This is a genomic window from Blastomonas fulva, assembly GCF_003431825.1.
Classification (GTDB): Bacteria; Pseudomonadota; Alphaproteobacteria; order Sphingomonadales; family Sphingomonadaceae; genus Blastomonas; species Blastomonas fulva.
In genome coordinates, this window is the sequence record NZ_CP020083.1 from 1,623,906 (window position 1) to 1,640,995 (window position 17,090).

Annotated in this window: 18 protein-coding genes and 2 pseudogenes; 17 read left to right on the forward strand and 3 right to left on the reverse strand. The window is 65.4% G+C overall.

All coding sequences use genetic code 11. The features are described from left to right. Together B5J99_RS07535 and B5J99_RS07540 are read left to right on the forward strand one after the other, a co-directional pair. On the forward strand, positions 1-540 hold the full coding sequence (locus B5J99_RS07535) for an invasion associated locus B family protein (protein ID WP_054136519.1): 540 nt from the start codon (positions 1-3) through the stop codon (positions 538-540). Between the two features lie 14 nt (positions 541-554). After that, positions 555-977 carry a VOC family protein gene (locus B5J99_RS07540; protein WP_054136518.1) on the forward strand — a complete coding sequence of 141 codons (423 nt, stop codon included), beginning with the start codon at positions 555-557 and terminating at the stop codon, positions 975-977. A 140-nt stretch (positions 978-1,117) separates the two neighbouring features. On the opposite strand, the gene B5J99_RS07545 is transcribed toward B5J99_RS07540, so the two are convergent. Next, positions 1,118-2,431 carry a hypothetical protein gene (locus B5J99_RS07545; protein ID WP_211337887.1) on the reverse strand — a complete coding sequence of 438 codons (1,314 nt, stop codon included), beginning with the start codon at positions 2,429-2,431 and terminating at the stop codon, positions 1,118-1,120. Positions 2,432-2,607: 176 nt separating this feature from the next. Between B5J99_RS07545 and B5J99_RS07550 the strand changes: the two genes are divergently transcribed. The 6 genes from B5J99_RS07550 to B5J99_RS07575 all read left to right on the forward strand — a co-directional run bounded on the left by B5J99_RS07550 (position 2,608) and on the right by B5J99_RS07575 (position 10,406). Next, positions 2,608-4,152: a DUF389 domain-containing protein gene (locus tag B5J99_RS07550; RefSeq protein WP_117352045.1), complete on the forward strand. Its 1,545-nt coding sequence runs from the start codon at positions 2,608-2,610 to the stop codon at positions 4,150-4,152. Between the two features lie 33 nt (positions 4,153-4,185). Next, positions 4,186-5,682, forward strand: coding sequence for a glycosyl transferase family protein (locus tag B5J99_RS07555; RefSeq protein WP_245991787.1), 1,497 nt, complete (start codon positions 4,186-4,188; stop codon positions 5,680-5,682). Then, positions 5,675-6,844 carry a hypothetical protein gene (locus tag B5J99_RS07560; RefSeq protein WP_117352046.1) on the forward strand — a complete coding sequence of 390 codons (1,170 nt, stop codon included), beginning with the start codon at positions 5,675-5,677 and terminating at the stop codon, positions 6,842-6,844. The genes B5J99_RS07555 and B5J99_RS07560 overlap by 8 nt, the downstream gene beginning before the upstream one ends. A gap of 74 nt (positions 6,845-6,918) precedes the next feature. After that, a complete protein-coding gene (locus B5J99_RS07565; RefSeq protein WP_054136516.1) occupies positions 6,919-7,836 on the forward strand; it encodes a sulfite exporter TauE/SafE family protein in 918 nt (305 codons plus the stop codon). Then, positions 7,833-8,594 carry a TIGR02186 family protein gene (locus tag B5J99_RS07570; RefSeq protein ID WP_054136515.1) on the forward strand — a complete coding sequence of 254 codons (762 nt, stop codon included), beginning with the start codon at positions 7,833-7,835 and terminating at the stop codon, positions 8,592-8,594. Before B5J99_RS07565 ends, B5J99_RS07570 begins: the two co-directional genes overlap by 4 nt. A 105-nt stretch (positions 8,595-8,699) precedes the next feature. After that, the gene (locus B5J99_RS07575) at positions 8,700-10,406 is read left to right on the forward strand and encodes an ATP-binding protein (protein ID WP_083231540.1); all 1,707 of its coding nucleotides are present in this window, start codon (positions 8,700-8,702) and stop codon (positions 10,404-10,406) included. Here B5J99_RS07575 and B5J99_RS07580 read toward each other — a convergent pair whose 3' ends face one another. Together B5J99_RS07580 and B5J99_RS07585 are read right to left on the reverse strand one after the other, a co-directional pair. Further along, positions 10,407-11,147, reverse strand: a complete 741-nt coding sequence (locus B5J99_RS07580) for a 7-carboxy-7-deazaguanine synthase QueE (protein WP_117352047.1) — start codon at positions 11,145-11,147, stop codon at positions 10,407-10,409. It abuts the gene before it with no gap. A gap of 114 nt (positions 11,148-11,261) precedes the next feature. Beyond that, positions 11,262-12,101 (reverse strand): TorF family putative porin, encoded by an 840-nt coding sequence (locus B5J99_RS07585; RefSeq protein ID WP_054136513.1) that lies wholly within the window; start codon positions 12,099-12,101, stop codon positions 11,262-11,264. Between the two features lie 312 nt (positions 12,102-12,413). On the opposite strand from B5J99_RS07585, the gene B5J99_RS07590 reads away from it, so the two are divergent. The 9 genes and pseudogenes from B5J99_RS07590 to B5J99_RS07625 all read left to right on the forward strand — a co-directional run bounded on the left by B5J99_RS07590 (position 12,414) and on the right by B5J99_RS07625 (position 17,010). Further along, entirely contained in the window at positions 12,414-12,800 is a 387-nt protein-coding gene (locus B5J99_RS07590; RefSeq protein ID WP_117352048.1) for a hypothetical protein, read from the forward strand. A 56-nt stretch (positions 12,801-12,856) separates the two neighbouring features. Further along, positions 12,857-13,390 carry an MmcB family DNA repair protein gene (locus tag B5J99_RS07595; protein ID WP_117352049.1) on the forward strand — a complete coding sequence of 178 codons (534 nt, stop codon included), beginning with the start codon at positions 12,857-12,859 and terminating at the stop codon, positions 13,388-13,390. Between the two features lie 153 nt (positions 13,391-13,543). Further along, entirely contained in the window at positions 13,544-14,032 is a 489-nt protein-coding gene (locus B5J99_RS07600; protein WP_162892497.1) for a hypothetical protein, read from the forward strand. Further along, positions 14,029-14,484, forward strand: a pseudogene (locus tag B5J99_RS07605) (terminase large subunit domain-containing protein); the annotation flags it as partial. The gene B5J99_RS07600 and the pseudogene B5J99_RS07605, both read left to right, overlap by 4 nt. Then, positions 14,480-14,710: pseudogene (locus tag B5J99_RS20060) on the forward strand (DUF2793 domain-containing protein); the annotation flags it as partial. The pseudogenes B5J99_RS07605 and B5J99_RS20060, both read left to right, overlap by 5 nt. A 3-nt stretch (positions 14,711-14,713) precedes the next feature. After that, on the forward strand, positions 14,714-14,890 hold the full coding sequence (locus tag B5J99_RS19850) for a hypothetical protein (RefSeq protein ID WP_245991788.1): 177 nt from the start codon (positions 14,714-14,716) through the stop codon (positions 14,888-14,890). Positions 14,891-15,113: 223 nt separating this feature from the next. Next, complete coding sequence (locus B5J99_RS07615; protein WP_117352052.1) at positions 15,114-16,232, forward strand: OmpA family protein; 1,119 nt, start codon at positions 15,114-15,116, stop codon at positions 16,230-16,232. A 146-nt stretch (positions 16,233-16,378) separates the two neighbouring features. Continuing rightward, positions 16,379-16,720 (forward strand): iron-sulfur cluster insertion protein ErpA, encoded by a 342-nt coding sequence (gene erpA, locus B5J99_RS07620; RefSeq protein ID WP_054135408.1) that lies wholly within the window; start codon positions 16,379-16,381, stop codon positions 16,718-16,720. A 116-nt stretch (positions 16,721-16,836) separates the two neighbouring features. Next, complete coding sequence (locus B5J99_RS07625; RefSeq protein WP_069051341.1) at positions 16,837-17,010, forward strand: DUF1328 domain-containing protein; 174 nt, start codon at positions 16,837-16,839, stop codon at positions 17,008-17,010. The last annotated feature ends 80 nt before the right edge of the window (positions 17,011-17,090 follow it).

A 17,090-nucleotide genomic window follows, 5' to 3' on the forward strand; every position in this document is an offset into this window, starting at 1 on the left:
ATGCACGTCATGCTTCGCACCCTTGCCGCTGTTGCACCCGCCCTGCTGATCTGCGCGCCGCTGGCCGCCCAGACCGCGGCGCCTGCTGCTCCGGCCACTCAGCCGATCACGCCCAAGAAGGTCGCCGATGGTGCCAAGCCATGGACCACCGGGTGCAAGGGCACGGGCGAAGCGGAAATCTGCGATACCGTCCAGTCGCTGATCGATGAGGCCAATGGCAAGGAAGTGATCCGTGTGGCCATCGCCAAGCAGAAATCCTCGGGCAAGACCGGGCTGCTGGTCAAGGTTCCGCTGGGCGTCCGTCTGGATACCGGCGCTTTGATGCAGATCGATGGCGATCAGGCCAAGGGCATCGACAAGATCGTGTTCAGCCGCTGCCTGCCCGAAGGCTGCATCGGCGAGAAGCCGCTGGCACCGGCCGATATCGATCACCTCAAGAAGGCCCAGAAGCTCGAGTTGGTCTTCCTCGATCTGGAAGGCAAGCCGATCGTGATCAGCGTTGTCGCGACCGGGCTGGGTGCAGCGCTGGCGACCTTCTGACAAGCACGCCGATCATGGCCATCAGACCCTTTCACCTCGCGTTTCCGGTCGACGATCTGGCGGCCGCGCGTAGCTTCTATCGCGACGTTCTGGGTTGCGGCGAGGGGCGGTCTTCCGATCAGTGGATCGATTTCGACCTGTTCGGTCACCAGATCGTCGCGCATCTCGATCCTGCCGCCAGCAGGGCCGACGCGCACCACAATCCGGTCGACGGGCATGATGTGCCGGTGCCGCATTTCGGGGTAGTGCTGACCATGCCCGACTGGCAGGCGCTGGCCGAGCGGTTGCGCGCTGCCGGCACGCGCTTCGTCATCGAGCCGCATATCCGCTTTGCCGGGCAGGTGGGCGAGCAGGCGACGATGTTCTTCCACGATCCAGCGGGCAATGCGCTGGAGTTCAAGGCCTTTGCCGACGACGCGATGCTGTTTGCGAGCTGAGTCGGCGCTGCCTGCGAACAATAGTCTCGAAATTCAACTATCTCACCCCGTCACCCCTGCGCAGGCGAGGGTCCCGCTAGTGCGCTAAGCTTTGCGCGAAAGCGGGATTCCCGCGTTCGCGGGAATGACCAAAGTGGTGCTTAGCGCACCGCCAGATCGGCGGGCAGCGTCGGTTCGCTGATCACCCGCTCCATAGCCGCCCAGCGTGCCTTGGCGTCGGACCCGGCGGCCTCGACGAACTCCTGCACCATGTCCTGCCCCAGGCCATAATTGATCACATAGCTGCGATAGGCGTCGGTAAAACCGATCGACTGCTTGGCCCGCGCCTCGCTCATCAACTGATACTTCTGCGTCAACGCGATTGCCTGGGCGCGATCGATCTGGCCGTCGAGATACAGCTGCGCGATGGTGAAGCGCGCTCCGCGCAAACCCGTCAGCGCCGTTTGCAGCCGGGCGAGCCGCGCGGCATCGGTGGTCGCAAGACCCGCCAGCGGATAGAGCTCGCGCATCTCGAAGGCGAGCTTTTCATTGCCCGGGAAGGCGAGGTCTATGCCGTAATTGGCCGATCCCTCGGCGATCAGGCTTTGCGGGCTGTAGAGCGGATAGACGCTGTATTCCATCCAGCCACGCGCGCGCATCAGCCGCTGTTCGAGCAGATAGTTGAGCGCGTGGTGTCCGGGATAGCCCTCGTGGCAGCCCAGATCGACCGCGCGGCTGATGCGGATGGGCAGATCGGTGTTGATCTGGATCACGCTGGCAAGGTTACCCTGATAATAATTGTAGCCGCTCCACGGCTTGCCGGTGACGAACTCCATCCGGAAGCTCTCGCCTTTGGGTAGCGGGATGTGCGCGGCGGTGCGCGCGCGGCATTCGGCGATGGCGCGGTCGAACACGGGCTTGAGCCGGTCGGCGGGGATGACGAAGCGCTCCTGAAACGCATCGACCCGCTCGGCGAGCGTGCCGGGGCCCGGGAGCAGCGTCTCGATCTCGGCCAGCACCGGATCATAGCTTTCCAGCGGGCGGATGTCGGGAGTGGCACCGAACAGCCCGAGCGATTCCTCGCGGAAGCTCAGCTTCTCGCCGCGCAGCATGCGCAGACGGGTGCGCGCGGCGTTAAGCTGCGCGCGCAGGAAGGTCGCGCGGCGCCGGACCAGAGGCTCGCGGGCGGAGACATCGACAGCGGCGAGGGTCTGATCCAGGCCATCGACCGCCTGCGCGAGCGCCGGCAGGGCACGCGGCGCGGCCTCGGCGGCGCGCTTCCATTCGGGAGGGCCATAATAGGCATCGATATAGCCGTCCTCATGCGTGCCGATTTCCAGCGACAGCATGACATATTGCCGGGCGATGGCATTGAGCGGATCGGCGGGTGCTGCGGTCTGCGGCGCGGGCTTGGGGGCGCAGGCAGCCACCAGCAGCAACAGCGCCAACAGGCCGAAACGGTTGATCCTGATCATCTGCGCATGTCACCTTTCGTTGGTCTGCAGGGCCGTGATTCCGCTTGCGGCGCAGGCGGCCTAAGCCCGATCGCGCCCTTGCCGGGTCCGGCGGGTCTGGCACGGCTGCGGATATCCGTCTATCGCCAATGGCAAGGCCGGTCCACCCTTGGCCGAGACGCTTATGGTGAGATGACATGACCGACCAACCCGCGCCCAGCGCTGAAACCCCGAGGGCCAGGCGTCTGTCGTCGACCATGGGCGAGTTGGCAACGCGAGTTGCAGGGCCGCTGGGCAGCTGGTGGCGTGGCACGGTGATCCCCTCGATCGAGCACCGCGCGGTGATCGCCAAGGTCGATGACGAATCCAGCCTGACCCCGCGTTATGCGTTCATGATCCTGATGTCGGCGGGCATCGCGGTGCTGGGGCTGCTTCTGTCCTCGCCTGCGGTCGTCATCGGCGCGATGCTGATCTCGCCGCTGATGGGGCCGATCATCGGCCTGGGCTTCGGCATGGCGCTGGTAGATGGCAACGAGATCCGCCGGACCGCGATGACGCTGGCCGGCGGGGTGCTGCTGGCGGTGCTGTTCACCGCGCTGGTGGTGTTCTTCTCGCCGATCAAGGACATAACGCCCGAGATCGCGGCGCGCACCCGCCCCAACCTGTTCGATCTGCTGGTGGCGCTGTTCTCCGCGCTCGCCGGAGCCTATGCGATGATCCGCGGGCGCGAAGGCACCATCGTCGGAGTGGCGATCGCCACCGCCTTGATGCCGCCGCTGGCCACGGTCGGCTTCGGCCTGGCGACACTCAACGGGACCGTATTCTTCGGCGCGCTGCTGCTGTTCGTCACCAACCTGATGACCATCGCCATTGCTGCCGCGGTGATGGCGCGGCTCTACGGCTTCGGCCCCAAGCTGACCAGCCGACAGAGCGGGGTGCAGGCGGCGATCATCACCGCAGCGTTCCTGGCGCTGGCGATCCCGCTGGGCTATTCGCTCAGCCAGATCGCATGGGAAGCGCGTGCGCAGCGCCAGGCACGCGATGTGCTGGCCGAGCAATTTCCCGGCCAGGCCAAGATCGACCAGCTCGATATCGATTTTTCGAGCGACCCGCTGATCGTCCGCGCAACGATCCTGACCCCGGAATATCGCACCAACGCTGCCCGGCTGGGCGAGGGCGCGCTGCAAAAGGCACTGGGGCGACCGGTCAAGCTCAGCCTTGACCAGTTCCGCGTCGGCACGGCGGCGGGCGATGCGGAAGCGGCGCAACTGGCATCGGCATCGGCGCGCGAAAAGGCCAGCAAGGAACGCGCGGCGGTGGCGATGGTCGGGCGCGAGATGGCGATCCTCGCGGGGGTTTCCCCCGATGCAGTGCTGGTCGACCGAGACAAGAGGCTGGCGCAGGTGCGTGCAACGCCTCTGCCGGGAGCAAGCCTTGCCACCTACCGCGCGCTGGAACAGCGCATGGCGCAGGCCGAGCCGCAATGGCAGATGCAGCTGATCCCGCCGCCGCTGGCGTTGCCGTCGATCCGGTTCGAAGGTGACGAGCCCAGTTCCGCCGGCGCAACCGACCTTGCGCTGGCGATCTGGGCGGCGCGGCGCACCGGACTGTCGGTGAACGTCGGCGGCGAGGGCGCAGCTGCCGATTATGTTTTGACGAAGTTGCGCGAAGCAGGCATTAAAGTACAGAGCAACGGATCGCGCAATTCTGACGGATCCATTCCGGTGGATTGGGCGCTTTGACAGGGTCGTGACCGGCCCGCCGGGGGGCACTGCTTGGGACCGATCGAACAGGTATGGGGCGACGCACAGTGTTCGACGCTGGCCTGTCACCTTTTGGCCTGGACCGACTTGCTGGCAACCGAACTTCTTCTGTTCGCCGGGATCTGGTTCTTCATCGGCGCGGTGGATGATCTTGCGCTCGACGGCGTCTGGCTGTGGCAGCGGCTTTTCGGCAGGCGTGATGGCCGGGATGCCCCGCTGACCTTCGAGAGCACGCCGCGCGATGCGGCGCCTGACCCGTCCCCCCGCCATGCGGTGTTCGTTCCCGCCTGGGATGAAGCCGATGTGATCGGCGACATGGTCGGCCACTGCCTGCATCGCTGGCGGCAGGAGAATTACCGCCTCTATATCGGCGTCTATGCCAATGATCCCGCCACCGGCTTTGCCGCCTTGCGCGGCGCGCGGGGGGATGGCCGGGTGCGCATCGTGCCGCTGGGGATCACCGGACCCAGCTCCAAGGCCGATTGCCTCAATCGCATCTGGCTTGCGATGCGCGCGGACGAGCGCGAGCAGGGCTTCGCCTTTGCCTCGGTGGTGCTGCACGATGCCGAGGATGTCGTCCATCCCGACGAGTTGCGGGTGTACGACCGGCTGCTGGGCGGTCACGCCTTTGTCCAGCTTCCGGTCAATCCGCTGATCGATCCGGCAGCGCCGCTGGTCAGCGGTCATTATGCCGACGAGTTTACCGAAGCGCATGTCCGCGCGATGCCGGTGCGCAGCCGCCTGGGGGTCGCGATGCCGTGCGCGGGCGTGGGCTGCGGGTTTGCGCGCGACACGCTGCAGGCGCTGGCCGATGCATCGGCCGAGCAGGGACCGTTCGCCACCGACAGCCTGACCGAGGATTACGAGCTGGGCATCCGCATCCACGAGGCGGGCGGGCGCGGCGTGTTTGTCCGCGCGCGCGACGACAAGGGTGAGCTGATCGCCACGCGGGCCTTCTTTCCCGGTGATCTGACCGCCTCGGTGCGGCAGAAGACGCGCTGGACGATCGGCATCGCGCTCAGCGGCTGGGATCGCACCGGCTGGAGCGGCGGGGTTGCGGACATCTGGATGCGCGCGCGCGACCGGCGATCGGTGCTGTCCGCGCTGGTGCTGGTGAGCGCGTATCTGGGGCTGCTGTGCTGGCTGATCGTCGGCGCAGGCGGAATTCTGGGCTGGTATGCCCCGCCACCGCTGGATCCGGCTTTTCGCCTGCTGCTGATCGTCAACGGGCTGGCGCTGGCGTGGCGGGTGCTGGTGCGGGCGCTGTGCACCGGATGGCAATATGGCGCGCGTCAGGCGCTGTGGTCAATTCCGCGCGCGCTGGTGGGCAATATCATCGCGGTGATGGCCGCACGCCGCGCGCTGCTGGCCTATGCTGCCAGCCTTGGCGGAACGCCGCTCCCCTGGGACAAGACGCGCCACCACATTCCCGCGGCACCCGGGCCGTGCGAGATCCCCGGGCCGGTCTTGCGGCTGGTGGGCGATCGGCCAGAGGCTGGCAGTGAATAGCGCCGGGCCGCAGCATCGGCCGCGGCGCGCGATGCGCGGCCAGCCGTTGCTGTTTCTGGGCACCGTCGTGCTGTTGTGGTGCGCGGCGCGGGTAATCCATCATCTGCCGGAAAACCCTGCGCAGCGCGCCGCGCCGTCTGCGCTCGAATTCGCGAACTCGTGGCAACCTGCCGCTGTGCAGCAGACGCATGCGCAGCCGGTGTTGGCGGGCGCGCTGGCCATGATCGGCCTGCCTGGTCCTGCTCCCCGAACGATGGCGGGGCTGGGGGCGCTCGGACCCCCGCAGCTTCGGGGCAGAGATGCTGCTGCAAGCCTCGATTTCGATGTGGCGATGGCCCATCACCTGGCGTGGGTGGAAAGCCTGACCGCCTCTACCGGGCCCTCGGGTCGGCTGCGTTCGCCGTTGATCGACGCACCCTTGCTGATCGAGCCCGAGCGCGCCGCGCAGCCGCCCGCTGGAACGGGGGCGAGCGCTGTCGGCCTGTCGCGCGAGAAACGCTGGTCGGTCTATGGCTGGTCGCTGCTGCGGCAGGGCGGGAGCGATCGGACGCTGGCGCCGGGCGCGCAGTATGGCGGCAGCCAGGCGGGGCTGATCGTGCGCTATGCGCCGGGCCAGGGTCCCTTGGCACCGGTGCTGTATGCGCGCGCGGCGACCGCGCTGGAAAGCGGCGACGACCGCAGCCTGGCGCTTGGCATGATGACGCGGCCCTGGGGAGCGGTCCCGGTCGATCTGGCGCTGGAGCGGCGCTTCGGGCTTGGTCAGGGCCAGCGCGACAGGTTTGCCGCGATGTTGGTGGCGGGCGGGGGCGCCGCGCTCGAGCGCAGCAGCATCTGGCTGGATTCCTTTGCGCAGGCGGGCGTGGTCGGGTTGCAGGACCGTCAGGGCTTTTTCGACCTGCAGCTGCTCGCGACGCGGCAGGTGGCGGTGCAGGACCGGCACAGCCTGTCGCTGGGCGGCGGGCTGTGGGCGGGCGGGCAGCAGGAACTGGATGCCTCGGGCGACAAACGCTGGGTCCACCGCGTCGATCTGGGCCCGCGCGCCTCGCTCGCGCTGCCGGTGGGGGACAGCCAGATGACGTTCGCGCTGGACTGGCGCCAGCGGATCGATGGCAATGCCCAGCCCACGTCGGGCGCGGCGCTTACCCTGTCCACCGGTTTTTAGCGGCGGAACGTACCAGCAAGGTCGCGTGCCCCCTTCTGCTGACAGCGTAAAGCGTCTAGCGTCGCGCGCATATCATGGACGTCTATCTTCCCATTGCGAATCTGTCGGTCAACGCGCTCGTCATCATCGGGCTGGGCGGACTTGTGGGTATCCTGTCGGGGATGTTCGGGGTGGGTGGCGGGTTTCTCACCACGCCCCTGCTGATCTTCTACGGCATCCCGCCGACGGTCGCTGCGGCTTCCGCTTCCACCCAGGTCACTGGATCGAGCGTGTCGGGGGTGATCGCCTATAGCCGCCGCAAGGGGGTGGATTATCAGATGGGCGGTGTGCTGGTGGTTGGCGGCATCATGGGTACATTTGCCGGTGCCGCGCTGTTCCGCGTGCTCCAGCAGCTGGGCCAGATCGATACCGTGATCAACATAGTCTATGTGCTGCTGCTGGGGTCGATCGGCGGGCTGATGGCGCGCGAGAGCCTGGCGAGCGTGCTGGCGATGCGGCGCGGCGAGCGGCTGCCGGCCAAGAAGCGGCGGCACCATCCGCTGGTTGCCAATCTGCCGCTGCGCTGGCGGTTCTACCGCTCGGGCCTCTATATCTCTCCGCTTGCACCGCTGATCCTGGGCTTTGCCACCGGCATCCTGACCATCCTGCTGGGCGTCGGCGGCGGCTTCGTGATGGTGCCTGCGATGCTGTACCTGCTGGGCATGGGCGCACAGGTGGTGGTTGGCACCTCATTGTTCCAGATCCTGTTCGTCACGCTTGCATCCACCATGGTGCACAGCCTGACCACCAAGGCGGTGGACATCGTGCTGGCGGTGCTGCTGCTGATCGGCAGCGTGACCGGCGCGCAGATCGGCGCGCGGTTTGCACAGAAGTTGCCACCCGAATATCTGCGGCTGCTGCTCTCGGTGCTGGTGCTGCTGGTCGCGCTGCGGCTGGGGATTGGCCTCGGCTTTCGCCCGGCGGAAATCTATTCGGTCGAGCTGCTGCAATGAGGCTGGCGCGGCTCCTGGCGGCGCTTCTGGGCGCATGGCTGCTGACTGCAGCGAGCGAGCCGGTGCTGGTGCCCGAAGTGTCGCAGCGCGACATCCAGATCAAATACGGGTTTACCGGTGCAGAGCTGCTGCTGTTCGGCGCGATCGTCTATCCCGGCGGCACCCCGCCATCGGGTGACAGCGATATCGTAGTGATCCTCAAGGGCCCGCCGCAATCGATCATCCTGCGCGAAAAGCAGCAGATTGCTGGCATCTGGATCAACGCTGCCAGCACCGAGTTCCGCTCGGCCCCGGCCTATTACGCGCTCGCCTCTTCGCGCCCGATAGAGAAGATCGTCGATAAGCGCACCGCTGCGATCTACGAATTCGGCCTCGGCAATCTGCAACTCTCGCCCGCAGGGTCGATCGACCCCAAGGAGCAGCGGCGCTTCCTGTCCGGGCTGGTCGATCTCAACCGTCGCGAAGGGCTGTACAAGCAGCAGGAAGGCAGCGTCGAGATTCTGGAGGACGTGCTGTATCAGGCGCGGCTGTCGATCCCCGCCAGCGTGCCCACCGGAATGTACACTGCTGAGACCTTCCTGGTGCGCGACGGTCAGGTGCTCGCTGCTGCGGTGCGCGAGATCGAGGTGCGCAAGTTCGGGTTCGAGCGGTTTGTCGCGACAATGGCCGAATATCAGCCGTTCTTTTATGGCGTCAGCGCGGTTCTGGTCTCGCTGCTGCTCGGCTGGATCGGCGGCGTGGTGTTCCGCAAGATCTGAGACGGCCCTCGTGGCAAGCGCCAAACCCTTCGGCATAGAGGGAAAATTTACCCAACCGGGCTAGGAGCGAGCTGTACCTGCTTCAGAAAGGCACCGGACGGCGCGATGGTTGAGCTGAATCCCCGCAATTTCCAGGACCGCGCGCCAGCCGCTCCTGCTGATCTTCCCGCCATGCCCCGGATGGCACCGCGCCCCGCAGAGCACCTCAAGATCGGCGAGGTCGTCGAGATCGCCGGGTCGAGCTCGCAGGTGCTGCTCGATGCCAGCCGTCTGGCCACGCTGACCGACCATAACGATCCCAGCGTGTCGATGGCAGGCCAGGTGGGCAGCCAGGTCAAGATCCGCATGGGGTCGCGCTGGCTGGTCGCCAATGTCCGCACCCAGCGCATGCATCAGCGCGAGGCCGGGCTGATCGTCTGCCAGATCGACTTTCTGGGCGAGGGCGAAGAGGAAAAGCTCACCGGCCGGATCTTCAATTTCCGCCGCGGGGTGACGCGCTATCCGGTCCCCGGCACGCCCTTGTTCGCGATGACGAGCGCCGACCTCAAGCAGGTCTATGCCGCCGATTCGCGTCCGCATATCGAGATCGGCACGGTATACCCCACCGCCGACACCCGCGGCGCGCTGTATGTCGATGCGCTGCTGGGCAAGCACTTCGCGCTGCTGGGTTCGACCGGTACCGGCAAGTCCACCGCCGCAGCGCTGATCCTGCACCGGATCTGCGACATGATGCCCGATGGCCATATCGTCATGATCGATCCGCATGGCGAATATTCCACCGCCTTCAGCGAGAATGGCGCGCTGTTCGATGTCGGCAATCTGGCGATGCCGTACTGGCTGATGAACTTCGAAGAGCATTGCGAGGTGTTCCTCACTTCGTCGGGCGCGGACCGGCAGACCGATGCCGAGATTCTCGCCAAGTGCCTGCTGTCCGCCCGGATGAAGAGCAAGGCGGCGATCAACGCCTCGCGAGTGACCGTCGACACCCCGATCCCCTATATGCTGTCTGATCTGGTTGCCAACATCCAGAACGAGATGGGCAAGCTGGACAAGGCGACATCGAGTGCGCCGTTCCTGCGGATCAAGGGCAAGATCGAGGAGATGAAGGCCGACCCGCGCTATACCTTCATGTTCTCAGGCATGCTGGTGGGCGACAATATGGTCGACTTTATCGCGCGGATTTTCCGCATGCCAGCCGAGGGCAAGCCGATCTCGATCATCGACGTGTCGGGCGTGCCGTCCGACATCACCTCTACCGTTGTGGCGGTGCTCAGCCGCATGGTGTTCGACTTCGCGATCTGGAGTCGCAAGGACAAGATCACCCCGGTGCTGCTGGTGTGCGAGGAAGCGCACCGCTACATCCCGTCCGACCGCGTGCTCGAGCACAGCGCGGTGCGCAACGTGCTCAGCCGCATTGCCAAGGAAGGCCGCAAATACGGCGTCTCGCTGGGCCTGATCACCCAGCGCCCGTCCGATCTGTCCGAAGGCGTGCTGTCGCAATGCGGGACCATCATCGCAATGCGCCTCAACAACGACCGCGACCAGGCGCATGTCCGATCGGCGATGCCCGAAGGCGCGCGCGGGTTCCTCGATTCGATTCCCGCGCTGCGCAACCGCGAGTGCATCATCTGCGGCGAGGGCGTGTCGATCCCGATCCGCGTGGCGTTCGACGATCTGGCCGAGGCGCGGCGTCCGGCATCGGACGATCCGCTGTTCAGCAGCCTGTGGTGCGAGCGCGGCGGCGAGATGGAAATGGTGTCGCGGGTCGTCAGTCGCTGGCGCAACCAGGGCAACCAGTCCGGCCAGCGCTGATCAGGTTCCGCGCGTATCGCCGTACAGGTGGATGTGCAGCCGGTCGGTGAACCGCCATCCACGATCGAGGCACAAAGGCGCAAGCCAGTGCGCGCGCTGCTGCAGTACGGCAGGGCTGGTGCCCTCGGGCATCAGCAGGATGCGTTCGGCCGCGATAGCATATTGGCTGGCCAGTGCGTCAATCTCGTCGGCATCTTCCGGGCTCGCCACCACGAACTTGAACCATGCGCGCGGGTCGCGGGCATAGCCCGCCAGGCTCGTCTCGTTCACCCTGAGGTCTGCGGCATTGCCCGAATGCGCGAGCTTGGGTGACAGGTTCAGCTGATCGACATGCGCATCGAAGGCAGCCGTCAGCGCGACCGTGCCGTTGCTCTCGATCTCGATATGATAGTCCGGCCCCAAAAGGGCGCACAGGGCAGCCAGCGCGGGCTGCTGCAGCAGTGGCTCGCCTCCGGTGAAGACGATGTGGCGACACCCGAATTCTGCGATGCGCCGGGCCACCTCGGCAATGTCCAGTGTCAGGCTGTTCTCGCGCCGGACAAAGGTCTCGCATCCGCGATGCCTGGCGTTATGCCCGGTGAAATACCAGGTATAGGGCGTGTCGCACCACAGACAGGCCAGGTTGCACCCCGACAACCGCACAAACACCGATGGTCTGCCCAGCGAGATCCCTTCGCCCTGCAGCGAATGGAATATCTCGGGTTCTCCGGGATGGACAGTGGCAAGGCGCAGGCTGGTCATGGCTCCCGGCCCTTAGCGAAAAATCTTCCGCCTGCCAAAAAAAGTGGCCGCACCTGTCACAGACAGATGCGGCCACACCCCCCAATGGCAAAGTCAGGAGTGAACAGACCCCGATCAGAAGGCCGCGGTGACCCCGAACACGATCGTCGAATCGGCGATCTGGCCGCCGCCGGTGCGGAACTTCTGGAAGTTCGGCAGCAGATAGGCCGATTCGGCGCGTCCGATGTCGGTATCGACATAGCTCACGCTCAGCGTCAGCGGTCCGTAGACATTGACCGAGGCGCCAACCGAATAGTCCCAGTATTCGCCGGTCGGCGTCACGCTGGTGCCGTTGGGGCCAAGGCCCGGATTGCCTTCCGAATAGCCGATATGCGCGGTCAGGCTGACCGGAGTGTCGGGGATGGCGAAGCTCGCGTCACCGGAGAGATACAGGTTGTCCTCTTTCTGACCGCGGCTGAACGGCGTGTTCGAGAAGTTGCCCAGCGCTTCCTGCTTGGGGGCGTAATAGACAGCGGCGGTCAGCGAGACCGGCCCTGCGGTGCCCTTCAGCTTGGCATAGCCTTCGAAGAAGTCGGTGTTGTCGAAGCCGTCGGGGTACATGTACCACGTCACGCCGACATCGATGCCGGCCGAACCGATCGTGGTGGCATAGCCTGCGAACAGGTCGACCTCGAGGTTCGGACCGCCAAAGGTACCCCAACCGGCAAGGTTGGAACCCCAGGTGCCGGCGTAGAAGCCCGATTCGTGGCTGACAGTAAAGCCGCCCTGAAGCGCGACGCCTTCATCGGACTGCGAAACGCCGCGGAAGCGGTAGTCAGAGACAAGGCCGACAGAGCCGGAGATGGTCACCGGCGGCGAGGCCTCTTCTTCCTGCGCGAACGCAGGGGTGGCAACAGCCGACGATACGAGAACGGCGAGGCCAGCAAGGCCCCGGTGGAATTTGGACGTACGCATGTTTTTCCTTTCAACTGGATGCGTTTCGTCCCGCCTGCGCTGCGATGGCGACCCTCTGTTCTTGCGGCGTCCCTGTGCGCCGTGATGGGGTGCTCATAATCAGCGACAGCAATGCTGCCGTGTCATGCTGCGCTGCACAAGAGAAAAATGCCAAAATTATGACATTGGTTGAAAGAATGTGTCTTTCGCGTCACGCTGAACAGACCATATCGGACCTATACAGAGCTGTGCTTTATCACCGCGATCGCGCGTGTGCGCAGTATCCTTGCGAATTAGAGCGGTGTTAACCGGGGCGCCTTATTGCCTTAGGCTATGTTTGCTCCGCTCTCCCCGATTCTGGCGGCTGATGATGGCGCCGATGCCCAGGCGCAGGTCGTGCTGGGCCAGTTCGAATCGATGACGCCGGTGCTCGCGGTGATCGCCCGGCTTGCCGGGGTCGCGCCCCAGGCTCGCGCAGGGCTGCTTGAACAGAGTGCAGACCTGTCGGCTGTCCTCGCATCGCTGCCGCCCGAACGGATGCGGTTTGCCGCGGAGCAGCTGGAGACATTGGGCATGGTGTTGCAGGCAGGGCTGATCGCGCTCGAGAATGCGCGGACCACAGGACGGTTCAACCGCGCCGCCGCGCTGCTGCTCCACGCCGAAGCCTCCGGTCTGTATCGCGACATTCTCCACGACCTCGGCCGTAGCGGACACCATTGAGCGCGGTCCTGCGCGACCGGCTTTCCTTTGTTCCCGTTTTGTATTAGCAAGGCGGCATGACCGATACCCGTTTCCATGCTGCCTCCATCGTGGCGGACGACCCGCTCCCTCCCGCTCCGACCGACATCTGCGGCCTGCCTCAGGGTGCAGCAGCGGTTGCGCGCGGCATCGCCAGGTTGTTCCGCCGCAACCAGATCTGGGTGGCGCCGGAAATCGCACTGCCCAATGGACGCCGTGCCGACCTGATGGGGCTCGATTCGCGCGGCGCCATCGTGATCGTCGAGATCAAGGTGTCGCGCGCCGATCTGCTGGGTGATGCCAAATGGCCCGAATATCTCGACCATTGCGACCGCTTCTACTGGGGCCTGCCGCCGTCGCTCGATGCCGCCCTGGTCCAGTCGCCTGCGTTTCTGCCGGACACGACCGGGCTGATCATTGCCGATGCTTACGATGCCGAGATCGTTCGCCCCGCTGCAACCCGCCCGCTGGCGCCCGCACGCCGCAAGAGCGAGACCGCGCGGCTGGCCTGCCTTGCGCTGCGACGGCTCAACCTGCTGCACGATCCGGCAGCCCCGGGCGAACCCTACTGATAACCAGATAGGTTATTAATACTTGACATCGTAACGCTGATATGGCACAAAACCTGAACATCGAGATGGAGCGAGTCGGGCAGATGGCCTGACGGGCGGCTCCTGCGGTGTCCCTTCTTCATGCTTGTCGCTGTTCTGCGCGGAGATGCCTGTTTGTCCGATACCGTGTCGGAGGAATGCCTGTGGGCGTTTCTCGATCATCTGGCTGAGACGTCGAACGTTTCGGTGGCGGCGAAGCGTGCCGGGGTGTCGCGCTCGGCGGTGTACCGGTTGCGCGCGAGCAGCCCCGCCTTTCGCGCGGGCTGGCAGTCGGCGATTGCCACCGGGTATGACGAGCTCGAGTTCCGGATGCTCAAGACCGCGCGCTTCGGCACGTTGAAGCCGGTGAAGCGTCCCGATGGCAGCATCGGCCGCGCCACCGAATATGACGATGCCCAGGGCCTCAAGCTGCTGATGGCGTACAAGGCCAATCTCGAAAAGGCGGGCGCCGACAAGGGGCGGGGCGAAGGCGCCGGCGATGCGGCGTCCGCCCGCGCGGCGCGCGATCAGCTCGCCGCCACGCTCGAGCAGATCCGCCAGCGGCTCGATGCCTCGGCCGGCGCGGGCAGCACAGATGATCCAGACGCGGCGTCGCAGACATGAACGGACGCTCGCTGGCCGAACGGCTGGCGGCGATGCCGGCGGCTGCGGCGCGGCGCTATATCGACGGGCTCAGCGATCCTGCTGTGCAAGGCCTGGCGCATCACTGGCAGTTCTGGGCGCGGCCCGAACAGCTGGCACCGGATGGCGTCTGGCGCATCTGGCTGATCATGGCCGGGCGCGGCTTCGGCAAGACGCGGGCGGGGGCCGAATGGGTGCGCAGCATTGCCGAAGCTGATCCCGATGCGCGGATCGCGCTGGTCGCGGCGAACCTGGCCGAGGCGCGCAGCGTGATGGTCGAGGGGCAAAGTGGTCTTCTGGCCATCGCGCCTGATGCCATGCGGCCACACTGGGAGCCTTCGCTGCGCCGGTTGCGCTGGCCAGACGGGGCGCAGGCGACGCTGTTTTCGGCCGCAGAGCCCGAAGGCCTGCGGGGGCCCGAGCACAGCCATGCTCGCCGCGCAGGCGCAAAAGGAACTGACGCACAACGAGGCGCTGGTGGTGATCGATGCTCTGCTTGGCGGATGTATCGAGGGCGTCGCCTCCGACCCGGGTACTGTCGCTGCCGAACAGGGTAGGGCGTGGGTTGTCGGGCCGTCTCCGTCCGGCATTTGGGCGGACCGGGAATCGCATATCGCCATCTCCACGGCAGGCGGCTGGCGATTTGCGCCGCCGCTTGAGAGCATGCGGATTTACGACCGTGCCGACGGCGGGATGCGCCGCTTTGATGGCAGTGAATGGCTCGGTGCCGAGGCGATCGCGGACCCTGCGGGCGGGGCGGTGGTGGATGCAGAAGCGCGCATTGCGCTCACCGCGCTCCTGGCAGCGTTGCGCGAATTTGGCCTTGTTGCCGCTACATGATTGATCTCATGGGCATTCTGCGCTTATGATTCGCATATCGCCAGTCGCGTCTGCCCCGATCCTGCATCGACCCTCTGGCGAGCGCCACTTTTTGTCCGGCACCCCCTGAAATGGCGACATTTCGGCAACACTATCATTAAAACCGCGCTTGCGTGGCAACCGGGTTGGCGTTAGTAACGTTGCCGAGTTGTCGTTTCAAATCCTAATTATAAGGGGAATATCTATGCGAAAGTTAGTCATAGGACTGGCGTTGGCATCTACCGCCCTGACCACACCGGCGCTTGCCCGTGATGGCCAGTGGTATGTTGGCGTCGAAGGCGGCGCCATGCTCGTCGAGGACATCCAGTTCGACGTCGGTGCGGTCAACAACGGTGTCACCCTCGACACCGACACCGGCTATGATGTCGGCGGCATTGTCGGCTACGATTTCGGCCCGTTCCGTCTCGAAGCTGAAGTCAGCTATCGCGAAGCCGATGTGACCGACGTTCAGAGCACTGTGGCCATCGCACGTGGTGCGCCCCTCCCCGCTCTGGTTGGTCGTTCGAACGCAGTTGGCTCGGCCAACGTGCTCGCGTTCATGCTGAACGGCTTGGTCGACTTCGGTCCCGATGATGGCCTTCAGGGCTTTGTCGGCGGCGGTGTCGGTGTTGCCCGTACGGACATCACTGCAGCTGCCACCAACCCCGGCCGCGCTGCATTCCTGAACGATTCTGACACCGGCTTTGCGTGGCAGATCCTGGCAGGCGTTCGCGCTCCGCTCAGCGACAGCTGGGACGTGGGTCTGAAGTATCGCTTCTTCAACAGCGACTCGGTCAGCCTGATCGACGCCGGTGGCCGTGATTTCGATGGCCGCTTCCGCAGCCACTCGATCCTGGGCAGCATCATCTACAACTTCGGTGGTGAAGAAGCGGCTCCGCCGCCTCCCCCGCCGCCGCCGCCCCCGCCGCCTCCGCCGCCCCCGCCGCCTCCTCCGCCGCCGCCTCCGCCGGTTTGCGAGAAGGGTCCGTACATCGTGTTCTTCGACTTCGACAAGTCGAACATCACGCCGGAAGCAGCGACCATTCTGGACAACGCCGTGGCAGCCTATGGCAGCTGTGGTTCGGTCCCGGTCATGCTCGCAGGTCACGCCGACCGTTCGGGTGCAGCAACCTACAACGTCGGTCTGTCCCAGCGCCGCGCCGAATCCGTCAAGGCCTATCTGGTCTCGCGGAACATCCCGGCAAGCGCGATCAGCACCCAGGCTTTTGGCGAAACCAAGAACCGCGTGCAGACCGCCGATGGCGTTCGCGAACTGCAGAACCGTCGCGTGGAAATCACCTACGGTCCGGGTTCGGGCATGTAAGCCACTCGCCCGATCGCAAGATCAGGCAGCAAAAAATCGGGGTCGGTCTTTAGACCGGCCCCTTTTTTGTGCGCGCAGGCCGTGCGTTCCTGGTGTCTGCGTGCTGACCGCTTGTGGCGCCCGACCGAAAGGCTTATATCGAGCCCATGGACACCACAGCCACCGCCGACATCATCCTCACCCCCAGTGCGGCAAGCCGCGTTGCCGCGATCGCGGCCAAGCAAGGCAAGCCTGCGGTGCTGCGGCTTTCGGTTGAAGGCGGCGGCTGCTCAGGTTTCCAGTACCGCTTCGGGCTCGCCGATGCTCCCGAGGACGGCGATACGGTTGCACTGCGTGACGGCGTCGCATTGGTCGTTGACGAGATGAGCCTCGACCTGGTGCGCGGCAGTGCGGTCGATTTCGTTGAATCGCTCGGTGGATCGGCCTTCCAGGTCACCAATCCCAACGCGGCCTCCGGCTGCGGCTGCGGCTCCAGCTTCTCGATCTGACCCTCTAGCCTGACGGTACGGTCTGCTCGGACTGCCGCTGTTGCGGAACCTTTTGGCGCGCCTTCGCGTAACGTTATGACAAGCGTTACTGCCAGACCCGCGACAAGGACCACGCCATGCTGAGAGCCGCCCTGATTTTTGCCATCATCGCCCTTGTGCTGGGCGTCCTTGGGTTCGGCGGGCTTGCCGGCTTTGCCTGGGACCTTGCCAAAATCCTGTTCTGGATCGCTGTCGTGATCGCGGTCGCGCTGTTCGTCCTGGGTACCTTCGTCTACAAGAAGGTTACCTGAGCAGTCGCACGGCGGCTGTTCGTCAATGCGGGGGTGCCCACCGCGCGTCTTAGCTTTTCCAAGTTCATCACCGGTGATAT